Source organism: Streptomyces sp. H27-D2 (assembly GCF_035828615.1).
GTDB lineage: Bacteria > Actinomycetota > Actinomycetes > Streptomycetales > Streptomycetaceae > Streptomyces.
Genome location: NZ_JAYMZR010000004.1, coordinates 50,250 through 62,946 on the forward strand (window position 1 = coordinate 50,250; position 12,697 = coordinate 62,946).

12 protein-coding genes and 1 tRNA gene are annotated in these 12,697 nt (G+C 71.6%); 3 read left to right on the plus strand and 10 right to left on the minus strand.

Going from position 1 to position 12,697, the window contains the following annotated elements; translation table 11 throughout:
* The first annotated feature begins 34 nt into the window (after window positions 1–34).
* The gene (locus QMK28_RS02710) at window positions 35–520 is read left to right on the plus strand and encodes a GNAT family N-acetyltransferase (RefSeq protein ID WP_326435326.1); all 486 of its coding nucleotides are present in this window, start codon (window positions 35–37) and stop codon (window positions 518–520) included.
* An 87-nt stretch (window positions 521–607) separates the two neighbouring features.
* Here QMK28_RS02710 and QMK28_RS02715 read toward each other — a convergent pair whose 3' ends face one another.
* Complete coding sequence (locus QMK28_RS02715; RefSeq protein WP_326435327.1) at window positions 608–1,159, minus strand: DUF6817 domain-containing protein; 552 nt, start codon at window positions 1,157–1,159, stop codon at window positions 608–610.
* 390 nt (window positions 1,160–1,549) lie between these two features.
* Between QMK28_RS02715 and QMK28_RS02720 the strand changes: the two genes are divergently transcribed.
* Window positions 1,550–3,313 carry a hypothetical protein gene (locus QMK28_RS02720; protein ID WP_326435328.1) on the plus strand — a complete coding sequence of 588 codons (1,764 nt, stop codon included), beginning with the start codon at window positions 1,550–1,552 and terminating at the stop codon, window positions 3,311–3,313.
* Between the two features lie 17 nt (window positions 3,314–3,330).
* Here QMK28_RS02720 and QMK28_RS02725 read toward each other — a convergent pair whose 3' ends face one another.
* The 9 genes from QMK28_RS02725 to galU all read right to left on the minus strand — a co-directional run bounded on the left by QMK28_RS02725 (window position 3,331) and on the right by galU (window position 11,939).
* A complete protein-coding gene (locus tag QMK28_RS02725; RefSeq protein ID WP_326435414.1) occupies window positions 3,331–5,502 on the minus strand; it encodes an NB-ARC domain-containing protein in 2,172 nt (723 codons plus the stop codon).
* 29 nt (window positions 5,503–5,531) lie between these two features.
* Window positions 5,532–5,993, minus strand: a complete 462-nt coding sequence (locus QMK28_RS02730; protein WP_326435329.1) for a hypothetical protein — start codon at window positions 5,991–5,993, stop codon at window positions 5,532–5,534.
* A 357-nt stretch (window positions 5,994–6,350) separates the two neighbouring features.
* A tRNA-Ala gene (locus QMK28_RS02735) sits at window positions 6,351–6,424 on the minus strand.
* Window positions 6,425–6,520: 96 nt separating this feature from the next.
* Window positions 6,521–7,705 (minus strand): divisome protein SepX/GlpR, encoded by a 1,185-nt coding sequence (gene sepX / locus QMK28_RS02740; protein WP_326435330.1) that lies wholly within the window; start codon window positions 7,703–7,705, stop codon window positions 6,521–6,523.
* Window positions 7,706–7,856: 151 nt separating this feature from the next.
* On the minus strand, window positions 7,857–8,480 hold the full coding sequence (locus QMK28_RS02745) for a GNAT family N-acetyltransferase (RefSeq protein ID WP_326435415.1): 624 nt from the start codon (window positions 8,478–8,480) through the stop codon (window positions 7,857–7,859).
* On the minus strand, window positions 8,477–8,959 hold the full coding sequence (locus QMK28_RS02750) for a MogA/MoaB family molybdenum cofactor biosynthesis protein (RefSeq protein ID WP_326435416.1): 483 nt from the start codon (window positions 8,957–8,959) through the stop codon (window positions 8,477–8,479). Before QMK28_RS02750 ends, QMK28_RS02745 begins: the two co-directional genes overlap by 4 nt.
* A 98-nt stretch (window positions 8,960–9,057) precedes the next feature.
* Window positions 9,058–9,558, minus strand: coding sequence for a cyclic pyranopterin monophosphate synthase MoaC (gene moaC, locus QMK28_RS02755; RefSeq protein ID WP_326435331.1), 501 nt, complete (start codon window positions 9,556–9,558; stop codon window positions 9,058–9,060).
* A 98-nt stretch (window positions 9,559–9,656) separates the two neighbouring features.
* Window positions 9,657–10,967, minus strand: coding sequence for a molybdotransferase-like divisome protein Glp (gene glp / locus QMK28_RS02760; RefSeq protein ID WP_326435417.1), 1,311 nt, complete (start codon window positions 10,965–10,967; stop codon window positions 9,657–9,659).
* A gap of 69 nt (window positions 10,968–11,036) precedes the next feature.
* Complete coding sequence (galU, locus tag QMK28_RS02765; RefSeq protein WP_326435332.1) at window positions 11,037–11,939, minus strand: UTP--glucose-1-phosphate uridylyltransferase GalU; 903 nt, start codon at window positions 11,937–11,939, stop codon at window positions 11,037–11,039.
* Between the two features lie 81 nt (window positions 11,940–12,020).
* On the opposite strand from galU, the gene QMK28_RS02770 reads away from it, so the two are divergent.
* Window positions 12,021–12,638, plus strand: a complete 618-nt coding sequence (locus QMK28_RS02770; RefSeq protein WP_326435333.1) for a 5-formyltetrahydrofolate cyclo-ligase — start codon at window positions 12,021–12,023, stop codon at window positions 12,636–12,638.
* Window positions 12,639–12,697 lie beyond the last annotated feature (59 nt).

The window sequence follows — 12,697 nt, forward strand, 5'->3', positions numbered from 1 at the left end:
GTCCGCCCTCCCGGCTGCCCGTACGATTTGTGGAATGCAGATCGTCCCCGTGTCGTACGGCCACCCCGACGCCGTCAAACTCAACGACCTGGTCCAGCAGGAATACGTCGATCGCTACGGTGACACCGATGTGACCCATATGGACCCGGCGCAGTTCGAGCCGCCGCGCGGGCTCTACCTCATCGCGTACGAGCACGACCGCCCGCTGGCCACCGGCGGCTGGCGCGCCCAGGACCGGAGCGACGACGGCTACTCGGACGGCGACGCCGAACTCAAGCGCATGTTCGTCCTCGCCGAGGCACGCGGCCGGGGCCTCGCCCGCCGCATACTGGCCGCCCTGGAGGACAGCGCCGAGGCCGCGGGCCGGACCCGCATGGTGCTGGAGACCGGCAACAAGCAGCCCGAGGCGCTCGCCCTCTACGCCTCCTGCGGTTACACGTACACCGCCAAGTTCGGCTACTACCGGTTCGAGGACGACAGCCGCTGCCTGGCCAAGCCGCTCCCCCGTCTCCGGGGCTGACGGCGCACTCCGGGGCCTCCAGGCGCGTATCGCCCGGGAGTGCGCCGCCCGCCGGGGGCGCGCGTCGACGACGACGCGCCCCGCGCGTCAGCCCCGGTGGGACAGCACAGTGCGGCATTCCCCCCACGCCTGCTCGCTCAGCAAGGGACGGAACCCGGTGAACAGCGCCAGCAGGTCCGGCCCCCGCTTCGCCCGGAATTCAGCGTTGATCCGGGCGATGTCCAGTTCGTTGGCAACGGTGAGTTCGGCGAATTCCCGGCGCCGGCTGAGTGAGGGCGTGAAGGTTTCGCCGGTGAACCGGTCATGGAAGACCGCGTCGTCCTCCGCGAGCGTCGGATACGACGCCTCCCGATCGCAACTGGCGTAGAAGTACACCAGGCTCTCGGCCTCATTTCCGATCACTGCCGCCAGCTCGGAGCGGCGCTCGACCGGGTGGAGTGCGGTGGCGAAGCCGTCGGTCCCGTAGAAGGCGTGGCACAGTCCGGCGAGTTGGAGAGCCGGCCGGGCTTCCCACTGGACGAGTTTCGCCCGGACCCGCTCCAGGTGTGCCAGCAGAGTTCCGCCGGGGTGTTCGAGCTCCGCCGCGCCCAGCTCGCGGAGCAGCTCGACCGCTCGGGCGTCTTCGGTTGGTGCGTGCACTGGCGATTCCTTCCGTACGAAGGGTCGGCGCCGAACTCGGAAACGGTTGTCCGCCTCGCGGCGCCACTCTGCCCCACAGCATGGCAAAGCCGCTGCCGGATTTCGCCGACAGGGGCGTTGAGCTGCGGTGGGGCAAAGCGGCACCGGGCGTACAACTCACCGGTACGGTGTATCCGTCCATCCACTACGCATGCCTTCCAGAAGGGTTGCAGCGCGGTTTGAACTGCGATAGGCGCGAAAATTCCGCGAACCGCGAACCGCGAACCGCGAACCGCGAACCGCGAACCGCGAACCGCGAACCGCGAACCGCGAACCGCGAACCCGCTGATCCACGGGGAGCCACCAGGCCACGGATAACCACCGCGCCGCCGGAAGCCCTTCGGGGCAGCCGTGAGCGCTAGCGCCGGCCCACCGCTCCGTGTCCCCGTAGGGCCCGACGCCCAGCGGTGGAACACCTTCCACGGGGAGAAGACCCTCGTCGTAGCCGCCCGGACGCTCACGTCCGCGACACGGGTCCTGGAGACGCTGCCGGCTCTGCTGCGCGGCGACAGCCGGGTCACCGTGGTGTTCGCCTACGACACCACCTCCGCCTTCAACGACGGAGTCCTCGATCTGCTTCGTGATGCCGGCTGCCGGGTCATGCCCTGGGCGCAGCTGAGCTGCGTCACGCCCGATCTCATCATCTCCGCCAGCGAGAACGTCGATGTGCCGGATGACGACTGCCCGGTACTCGTGCTACCGCACGGCGTGGGCTTCCAGAAGCTGGTGCCGGACGCCCGTTCGGCGCGGACCCGGCTGTCCGGCGTGGTGCCGGACGCGCTGTTGGAAGCCGGCCGGGCATGGCTGGCCATATCGCATCCGGACCAGGAAGAGCAGCTGCTCACCACCCACCCCAAAGCCGCCGGTCGCACGCTGCTCGTAGGAGATCCCGTCTTCGACCAGTTGTTGACCAGCCTGCCGCGAGCCGGCTCCTACCGGCGCGCGCTGGGCGTCGGCGATGAACAGCGCCTGGTGGTGATCAGCTCCACCTGGGGCCCGACGTCGCTGATCGGCCGGAATCCGGAACTTCCCGCCCGCCTGCTCGCCCAATTGCCGTACGACGAGTACAAGCTGGCCGCGATCATCCACCCCAATGTGTGGTCGGGGCACGGCTCGTGGCAGCTCCGGGCACTGCAGGCCGCCGCGCTGGAGGCGGGCATGCTGCTGATGTCGCCGGTGCACGCCTGGCAATCGGCGCTGGTCGCAGCCGATGTCGTGATCGGCGACCACGGTTCCGTGACGCTGTACGGCGCCGCGCTGGGAAAACCCCTGCTGCTCGCCGCGTTCGGCAGCGACTCGGTGCCCGGAACGGCCATCGCCCGCCTGGGGCGGACCGCGCCGCACCTCGATCCGCGCGAAGACCTGCGCCCGCAGATCGAGTCGGCCGTCCGGGAGCACACCCCCGGGCGTTACGCGGAGACCTCGGCCCACGCCTTCGCGGAACCGGGCCAGGCACTCACCCGGCTGCGTACCGCCGTATACAGCCTGCTGAAGCTGGCCGAGCCCGATTCCGGCCCGCCGCCGGTACTGGCGCTGCCCCGCCCCGATCCGCCGGCAGCCACGGTCGACTCCTGGATGGTGACGACGATCGCGTCCCCGGAGGCCGGAGGATGGGCGGTCGGCGTACACCGTCACGCCGCGGCCGTATCCGTATCCGTAGCCGAAGCCGTCGCCATATCCGAGTCCGGCCCCGTATCCGGCGACGGCCATGAGGAGTCCGGCCGGTTCCTGCACCTCGCGTGCGACGAGGAGGAGCGGGATCAACGGCTGGCCGAGAGCGCCTCGGTGCTGACGCGACGCCGCCCCGCCCCGACCGCGGTCGCCGCGCTCCGCTGGATCCGGGACACGCTGGACCGCCTTCCCGGCAGTTGCCTCGCCGCGGTGGCCGTGGCCGGCGGCGGCTGTCTGCTGGGGTTGCGCGACGGGCGGCTCGTGGAGGCGACGGTCACAGGGCCCGCTGCCGGTCCGGGCCTGCCGGCCGCGGTGGTCTATACGTGTCTGCGAGCGGGGCTCCCGCTGGACGACGTCTTCGTGACGCTACGGACCGGCGCCGGGCGGGAGGAGGACGTAGCGCTCCGCCTCCGGCCCTCCCCACCACCCGGCCCGCCCTGCTGAGGGCTCGCAGCCTCCCATCACCCGGCGGCGTCGCCCTGGCTGGTCTCGTCCAGACGCTCCAAAAGGTCCAGACCCTCCAGACGCCCCCGCAAGGTCTCCGCTTCCGGGCTGCCCCCGGCCTCGTAGATCTCCAAGGCCATGGCGAGGTGCTCGCGTACGGCATCCCGTCGGCCGCCGGTCCGCTCGGTGAGATCGGCGAGCCGCACCAGGGCCTGCGCCTCGTAGTGGCTCGCCCGCTGTGCGCGCAGTACGCGAGCCGCCTCGGCCAGCGTGCGCATCGCCTCATCCGGGTCACCCAGGTGCTCGTGGACGACGCCGATGGCGGCCGTCGCCCGAGCTGCCATCCGCGGATCCTCACAGGCCGTCAGATCCTGGTGCGCCTTGCGCAAGGTCTCCAGCGCCTTGCCGTGATCACCCTCGGCGTCCTGCGCACATCCCAGGAAGTAGGTGGCGATGGCCACACCACGCCATTCCCCGGCCTCGATGTTGAGCTCGATGGACCGCCGGTACGCGGCAGTGGCGCGGAAAGGGTCGAAGCGGTCCCAGTACCGTCCGAAGAATTCCTGCACGGACGCGCCGAGCGCCGGATGCCCCGACACCTCGGCGCAGGCGACGGCGCTCTCCAGCTCGGCGCGCGCCCGGTCGTACTCGCCGAGGTCCATCAGCGGACGCGACAGCAGACTGCGCAGTCGCGCCTCCGCGGCCGGCGCCACGGCCTCGGCGGCCGCGGCAGCTCCCAGTTCCAGCGACTCCTTCCAGTTCCCGAGGTGCCTGTGGTGCAGAAACAGCACCGTGAACCCCTCCGCCAGCTGCCAGACCGGCGTATGGAGGCCGTGCCGGGCCGCCGCACGCAGTACGGCCAGGATGTTGGCGCGCTCGGCCTCCAGCCAGGCCAGCGGGGGCGGGCCGCCCCCGGCCGCGAACGGATCGGGCGCGTCCCGCAACGGGCCGGAGAGGTCGGCGATGCGCAGCCGGTCCTCCCGTACGGCCCGGTCGGCGAGGGCGGTGAGGACGAGGTAGTGCGTGACCACGCGTGTCGTCAGCAGTTGCTGTTCGGTGGCCGGCTCCTCCTCGGCGGCTCGCTCCCCGGCGTGCAGCCGGACGAGATCGTGGAAGCGGAATCGACCGTCCTCCGTCACGTCCAGGAGGCTCGCGGCTTCCAGCACGTTCAGCAGCGACTCCGCGGTGGCGGTGTCGATGTCCGCGGCGACGGCGGCGGTCCCCACATCGAACGTGCGGCCGGGAAGCCATCCCAGGAGCCGGTAGAGCCTGGCCGCGTCATGCGGAAGATCGTTGTAGGCGAGGCCGAGTACAGCGGACACCGAGTGCTCCCCGTGTAAGGACATTCCATTGAGTCGACCGGTCTCGTCGGCCAGTTCCGCCGCCAGCGCGGTCAACGTCAGCCGACGATTGGTCAGCAGCCGGGCCGCCACCACGTGCAGGGCCACCGGCAGGCCGCCGCACGACTCGACCAGCCTCTCGGCGGCCGGGCGCTCCGCCGCGACAGCAGCCTCGCCGCATCTGTCGGCCAGCACCCGCAAGCCGCCGTCCATGTCCAGCGGCCCGAGCGACATCATGCGCGCCCCGTCCAGGGCAGCCAGCTCATTCAGCCTGCCGTTGCTCGTGACCAGCAGGACACTGCCCGCTCCCTTCGGCACCAGCGATCTGACCTGCGCGGGCTGGTTCACACCGTCGAGGACGATCAGCAGGCGGCGGTCCGCGGACCGGGACCGGAACAGTTTGACGCGCTCGGCGAGGGCCCCCGGGATGTTCGTGTCGGACACGCCCAGGGCTCTCAGGCACATCCCTACCGCCTCCGAGGTGTCGCCACCCGCCCCGTCCCGCAGCGGGGCGAAGTCCACGTAGATCTGCCCGTCGGGGAACAGCGCGCGGGACTTCTCCGCCCACCGGCTGACGATCGCGGTCTTGCCGACACCGGGCAGTCCGTTGAGCGCTCCGAGTCCGACCGGCGGGGAATCGTTCCCGCCGCCGAACCAGCCGTCCAGTACTGAGAGGTCCGCCGATCGGTTGATGAACCGAACGGTCAGCGAGGGGACTTGATCCGGCTTGGTCTCAGGCCCGCTCGGGGGCGGCAGCTGGACATTGAACGTGATTCCGCCGTGGATCTGCTGGGCCTGGACGCTCGGCCCGTTGACGTTCCCTGACAGTTCATTTCTCACGTGCGGCATTTCGGGGTGACCGCCGGGGCCGTCCGCGCTCACTCGGCCACCGTGCCCCGCCCGGGGTTTTCGGACGGGAGCGTGCCCGAGCTGTGAAACGTCAGCCCGGTGAACTGCTGCCCCTGGAAGACCGGCCCGTTCACACCACCGCTGATGGTGTTGTGCACCGTGACGCCCTGCTCGCTTCCCGCCCAGGGGGCCAGCTCCGCCAACAGCAGCCGCAGCTCTTCCGCGGCCGCCGGGTCCGCCTGCAGGACACGACGCAGCCGCATCCGCCAGCCGGCCTCGATATCGGCAGCGGCGCCCTCATCCTCCGCTGCCCTGGCCGCCGCCAGCTCTTCCCGCGAAATCCGGAGCTCCTCCTCAGCGGAGCCCTCGTCGCCACCTCGCGCAAAGAACCGGACCAACCGCTCCCGGCCCTGCGTCCAGGCGTCCGAAACCATGAGACCGACCAGCGTCGTCGCCCCCGACGCCGCCAGCGCTACCAACTCAGCTTCCACGGAACCCCCTTGTAGCGCATGCCTGCACGAAGTCGCTGAAGCCACCGTAGAGAGATCGCGGAGCCTTGGGTAGTCCGGCCCCCGAGTGCCGGATCCCGGCGCGGCGCACGGCTGTAGTACGGCGGTGATCGGGGAGGTGGAGGGGCGGCACGAGGGCCGCCGGGGCAGCGGCGAGAGCCGTGGAGTGAGGCTGCGGCACCCTTCCCCGTCGCGGGGTCGTGGATGCCGGCGCAGCCGACAACGGCCGCCTCGTAAGCGGCGAGATGGGCACCGGGAACGCGAAAATCCCGCCCGGTCTTTCGATCGGACGGGATCTCGTTGACTGCTCCCGAGTTACCTCAAGAACGGCCGCTGCGGTGGACCTGTGGGGATTTGAACCCCAGACCCCCTCGATGCGAACGAGGTGCGCTACCAGACTGCGCCACAGGCCCTTGCAACGAATGAAACTCTAGCATCCCGATCCGGGTGCTCGGAAATCGGTTCCCGCGCTGGTCAGTGGTGGGAGCGGAACCGCGTGGGAGAGCGGATCACTCGTTGGCCGCACGCGGGCGGTCCGGGTCGGCGTGCTGGTCGAAGAGGGGGGTGCGGCCTCGGCCCCGGGTGCGCCGGTCCTGGCCGGAGCGGGGGCGCGGGGCGGGATCGGCTTCCGGTTCGGCGCGGTCGGGCTGCTCGACCGGCTCGGCGGTGCTGGAGCGGGCGGAGCTCCAGGCGTCCGGGGCGTTGAGGTCCACGTGACCCGTCGCCCGGGGGGCGACCGGCGCCGTGACATACGTCGGCAGCGGCACGGGCACCGGCTCCCAGCCCTCGGTCCCGGTGCGGCCGCGCTCCCGCTCGCGCTGCTGGTCGACCCATTCCGCGTGGTCCGTCTCCTCGACCAGCGCGCGGCTGCCCGACGCGCGCCGGGGGGCGTGCGGAGTGGTCGAGGGCGCGGCGGTCACGGCCGACGTCGAGTCGGTGCGGACGGTGACCGCGGAGCTGTCAGTCGCGTCGTCCGCGGCCGGCTCCGCCTGCGGAGGGCGCGGGCGACGCTCACGCAGCCGCTGTGCGGCCAACTCCGCGCGCCGCTGGTCCATGGTGAACACGAACCGGCGGCGCTCCCACACCCGCAGGTAGATGATGTACGCGCTGAGCAGCGCGGCCGGGACGGCCGGGGCCCAGAGGAGCGCGAGGCCGCCGACCGCGGCGACGATCGCGCCCAGCGTGACGGCGAGGAACAGCGCGGTGGTGGTGCGCCGACGGCGCGCGAGCACCTTCGCGCGCCCCCGGCGCTCGGCGGCCGTGGCGCTCCCTGCGGGGTAGTGGTGCGACTGCTGCTGCGGGCGCTCGTGCTCATGTTCGCGCTCGCGCTGGAGGGACTGCGGGTGCTGCTTCGTACGGGCCTCGGCGCCGGGTGCGTCGGCGGACTCGGGCGCGACAATGCCCCGGACGTCGACCAGATCGGTCTCGGCGTCCGGGTCGGAGACCCTCCGTTCAAGCTCGGCCGACACGCCCGAGCCCTCGGAGGCCTCCGCACCGTCGGGGGGTGTTTCCCCCATGGCCTTGGCGTACCGGCGCTCCATTCCCGCCCGTCCGGACAACAGCCGGATGGCGGTGCTGAAGCGTTCCGTCGGACGAGCCTCATTGAGTTCGTCCTGCCTACGGAGCCACATTGGCACCAGATAGGCGGCCCAGGCCCCGACGATGACTGCGTAGATGAGGCCGCTGCTGCTCACGCCTCACACGGTAGAGGGACAAACGCAAGGCCATCCGCCAATTGGCGCGGTGTGTCGCACGATCTGGCTGATATCTAGAACTTTTTTTGTGATTGTTGTGATCAGCAGCCCGCGAATGTGCCCAATCGCCCTCTAATATCGAACATCTATTTCATTTCTGCGTTGTGCTGGGCCGCGCGCGACGCCACCGCGCGAGCAGCCCTTCGGGCACCTCTTCCGCCGTCAGGGCGTACACCAGATGGTCCCGCCAAGCGCCGTCGATGTGGAGATAGCGGGGCCGCAGCCCCTCTTCCCGGAATCCGAGTTTCTCGACGACCCGGCGGCTCGGCCCGTTCTCCGGCCTGATGCAGACCTCGACGCGGTGCAGTCCGACCGTGCGGAAGCAGTGGTCGGCGGCGAGCGCGACGGCGGTCGGCATGACGCCGCGTCCGGCGACCGCCTGGTCCACCCAGTAGCCGATATGGCCCGAGCACATCGAGCCCCAGGTGATCCCGGCCACCGTCAGCTGCCCGGCCAATTGACCCCGGTGCTCGATCACGAAGGGCAGCATCCGCCCCGCGTTCGCCTCGGCGCGCAGATGGCGCACCATCTGCCGGTAGGTGGGGCGGTGCGGACCCAGCACCCCGGGCGGGGGCGGCGGGATCGTCGCCTCCCAGGGGCGCAGCCAGTCGCGGTTGCGCCGGTTGACCTCACGCCAGTCGCGCTGGTCGCGCAGCCTTATCGGGCGGAGAACGGTGTCGCCGTCCGCCAGTTCGACCGGCCAGGGGGCGTTCAGTTCGTGCTCCCCGCCGGTCTGGGATGGTCGCCGCCGCGCAGTTGGTCCACGGCGTGCACCAGCAGTCGGTCCAGGACCGCGAGGCCGTCGCGCACCCCGCCGGTGGATCCGGGGAGGTTCACGATCAGAGTGGTGCCGGCGACCCCGGCGAGGCCGCGCGAGAGCGCGGCGGTCGGGACCGTGGCCATGCCCTCGGCGCGGATCGCCTCGGGGATGCCCGGGATCTCGTAGTCCAGGACCGGCCGGGTCGCCTCGGGTGTGCGGTCGGTCGGCGAGATTCCGGTGCCGCCCGTGGTCAGGACCACGTCGTACGAGGCCGCGACCGCGTCGCGCAGCGCGTGCCCGACCGGCTCTCCGTCGGGGACCACGCGCGGCCCGTCGACCTCGAACCCCATCGCGGTCAGACCCTCGACCAGCAGCGGACCGCCCTTGTCCGCGTAGACCCCGGCCGCGGCGCGGTTGGAGGCGGTGACCGCCAGCGCGCGGTACGGCCGCTCGGCGGCGGCCCCGGACCGCCCGGCCTGCGGGCCGCCCTGCTCAGCGCGCTCCCGCGAAGTCTCAGCGCTCTCCCGCGAAGTCACGAGGCATCCGCCGAGCCGGCGTCGCGCGTCCAGACTCCGGACTTGCCGCCGGTCTTCTCCTCGACCCGGACGTCCGTGATGACCGCGCCCTTGTCCACGGCCTTGACCATGTCGATCACGGTCAGCGCGGCGACGGTGACCGCGGTGAGGGCCTCCATCTCGACGCCCGTGCGGTCGGTGGTCTTCACCGTCGCGAAGATCTCGACAGCGTCGTCCGCGACCGAGAGGTCCACTTTCACGCCGGAGACGGCGAGCGGGTGACAGAGCGGGATCAGGTCAGGGGTGCGCTTGGCCCCCATGATTCCGGCGATCCGCGCGGTGGCGAGGGCGTCGCCCTTGGGCACGCCCTCGCCACGCAGCAGGGCGATGACGCGCGGCGCGACGAGCACCCGGCCGCTGGCGCGGGCGGTGCGTGCGGTGACGTCTTTCGCCGAGACGTCGACCATGCGCGCGGCGCCGGCTTCGTCGAGGTGCGTCAGTTGGGGCTGCGTGCTCATTGGTCCGGTGCTCCCAGTGGTCTGCGTGGGCAGACACGGTACCCGCACCACCCGTAGGCCGGGAGCGGCACTCCCGGCCTACGGCGACGCGTGCCGGTTCAGCCGAGGAGCAGGACGTCCAGCTCCTGGCCGGAGGCGACGGCGGTGGCGTCCTCCGGGACGACGATCAGCGAGTCGGCGTGGGCCAGCGACGCGACCAGGTGGGAGCCGGAACCGCCCACCGGGCTCACCGAGCCGAGCGTCTCGCCGCGCGCCGGGGGGGTGTACCGGCCGCGAAGGAACTGGCGCTTGCCCGCCGGGGAGGTCAGCGCGGCGTCCACCTTCGCGCGGACGGTCTCCCGTTCGACCTGCGGGAGCCCCATGAGAGTGCGGATCGCGGGGCGCACGAACAGCTCGAAGGAGACGTAGGAGCTGACCGGGTTGCCCGGCAGCGCGAGCAGCGGGGTCCGGTCGGCGGTGCCGCCGCCCTCGCCGCCGCGCCCTTCGCCGATGAAGCCGAAGCCCTGCGGCTTGCCCGGCTGCATGGCCAGCTTGCGGAACTCGACGCTGCCGCTCTCGCCGTCGATCTGCGAGAGGGCCTCCTTGACGACGTCGTACGCGCCGACGCTGACGCCACCGCTGGTGACGATGATGTCGGACCGGATCAGCTGGTCCTCGATGGTCGAACGGAGCGTCTCGGCGTCGTCGGCGACGGCGCCGACGCGGTAGACGATGGCGCCCGCGTCCCGGGCCGCGGCGGTGAGCGCGAAGCTGTTGGAGTCGTGGATGCTGCCGGGGCCGAGCGGCTCGCCGGGCTGGACGAGCTCGCTGCCGGTCGACATCACGACGACGCGGGGGCGCGGCCTGACCTTGACCGAGCCGCGGCCGATGGCGGCCAACAGCCCGATCTGCGGCGGGCCGAGGACCGTGCCCGCCTCCAACGCGAGGTCGCCGGCCGAGACGTCGCTGCCGCGGGCGCGGACGTACTGGCGGTCCTGGACCGGTCGGTGGACCCGGACCTCGCCGCCCGCGTCCTCGGGGGCCGAGCTGTGGGCGCGCATGGTGGCGGCGGGACCCCGGCCGATGCCGCCGTCGGTCCACTCGACGGGGACGACGGCCTCAGCGCCCGGCGGCATCGGCGCGCCGGTCATGATGCGGGCCGCTTCGCCGGGGCCGACGACGGGCAGGTCGGCGGTGCCGGCCGCGACATCGCCGACGACGGTCAGCACGACGGGGAACTCATCGCTCGCGCCCTCGACGTCGGCCGTGCGCACGGCGTAGCCGTCCATCGAGCTGTTGTCGAAGGGCGGCAGAGCGGTCGGGACGGTGACGTCCTCCACGAGGACACAACCCTGGGCGTCGAGGAGTTGCAGCTCGATGGGCTCCAGCGGGCGGACGCTGCGGAGGATGTCGGCGAGGTGCTCGTCCACGGACCAGACGCGGTCCGGGGACGCGGGCGCGCCGGTTGCTGCGGCCTGCTCAGCGGTGCTGCTCACGTGCTACATCTCCTCCGTGACGTAACTGCGAAGCCAGGTCCGGAAGTCCGGCCCCAGGTCTTCACGTTCGCACGCCAGTCTGACAATGGCACGGAGGTAGTCGCTCCGGTCCCCGGTGTCATAGCGGCGGCCGGTGAAGACGACGCCGTGCACGGGACCGCCGAGGCCGGGGTCGGCTGCGAGGGACTGGAGGGCGTCGGTGAGCTGGATCTCGTCACCGCGGCCGGGCTTCGTCTTGCGCAGCACCTCGAACACGGCCGGGTCCAGCACATAGCGGCCGATGACAGCGTAGTTGCTGGGCGCGTCGGCGCTGTCCGGCTTCTCGACGAGGTCGGTGACCTGGACGACGTCGTCCTCCGGCGTCGTGCGCACGGCGGCGCAGCCGTACAGGTGGATCTGCGAGGGATCGACCTCCATCAGGGCGATCACACTGCCGCCGTGCTGCTCCTGGATCTCGACCATCCGGGACAGCAGCGGGTCGCGGGGGTCGATCAGGTCGTCGCCGAGCAGTACGGCGAACGGCTGGTCGCCGACGTGCGGGGCGGCGCACAGGACGGCGTGCCCGAGGCCGCGGGGGTCGCCCTGGCGGACGTAGTGCATGGTCGCGAGGTCGCTGGACTCCTGGACCTTGGAGAGCCGGTCCTCGTCCCCCTTGCGGGTGAGCGCCTGCTCCAGCTCGTGGTTGCGGTCGAAGTGGTCCTCCAGCGGCCGCTTGTTCCGTCCGGTGATCATGAGGACGTCGGAAAGACCGGCAGCGGCGGCTTCCTCGACCACGTACTGGATCGCAGGCTTGTCGACGACCGGCAGCATTTCCTTGGGAGTTGCTTTGGTCGCCGGGAGGAAGCGAGTGCCTAGGCCGGCTGCTGGAATGACAGCCTTGGTGATCCGAGTACGCGATTGAGTCATGTCAAGAACCTTAACCGGAGCGTTTGGGCGGAAGGCGAAGCTCCGATTATTTTGACCCGAGACAAGGGATTTGTGCGCGCGGTGAACGCTCTTGACGGTAGTAAGCCCGGGTTGCGTCGAGACCTCCTCTCGGTGAGAGCGGGGTTGACAGTTGATGACGTCGCGGAGGCCGCGGCGGTTCTCGCGGCGCGGGCGGCGGAGTTGCCGGAGCTCGCCGGCGCGGGCACGGTGGCCGCGTACGTCTCAGTGGGGCGCGAGCCGGGCACCCGCGCGCTGTTGGACGCGCTGCGGGCGCGGGGCGTGCGGGTACTGCTGCCCGTGCTCCTGCCGGACAACGATCTCGACTGGGCGCACTACACCGGCGCGGACGGGCTTCTGCGCGCCGGGCACGGGCTGTTGGAGCCCTCCGGGGAGCGGCTGGGCCCCGACGCGGTCCTCGCGGCGGACGCCGTGCTGCTGCCGGGGCTGGCCGTGGACGAGCGCGGGATGCGGCTCGGGCGCGGCGGCGGCTCGTACGACCGGGTGCTGGCCAGGCTGGCCGCCGCGGGCGCCGATCCGGCGCTGGTGGTGCTGCTGTACGCGAACGAGGTGGTCGCGCGGGTCCCTGAGGAACCGCACGACCACCCCGTACACGCAGTGGTCACCCCGGAGGGGGTCAGGCGCTTCGCGCCCCCGCCAGAGGTCCCGCACAGGGCCTGAAGGGGCACCCTGGGCGAGACCGCCGCGGCAAACGCTGAGACGGGCTGGCACCGCTGGCA

Coding starts and splice junctions, on each gene's coding strand:
- galU (WP_326435332.1), bottom strand. CDS start 11,939: ATGACTCAATCGCGTACTCGGATCACCAAGGCTGTCATTCCAGCAGCC.
- QMK28_RS02725 (WP_326435414.1), bottom strand. CDS start 5,502: ATGCCGCACGTGAGAAATGAACTGTCAGGGAACGTCAACGGGCCGAGC.
- QMK28_RS02710 (WP_326435326.1), top strand. CDS start 35: ATGCAGATCGTCCCCGTGTCGTACGGCCACCCCGACGCCGTCAAACTC.
- moaC (WP_326435331.1), bottom strand. CDS start 9,558: ATGAGCACGCAGCCCCAACTGACGCACCTCGACGAAGCCGGCGCCGCG.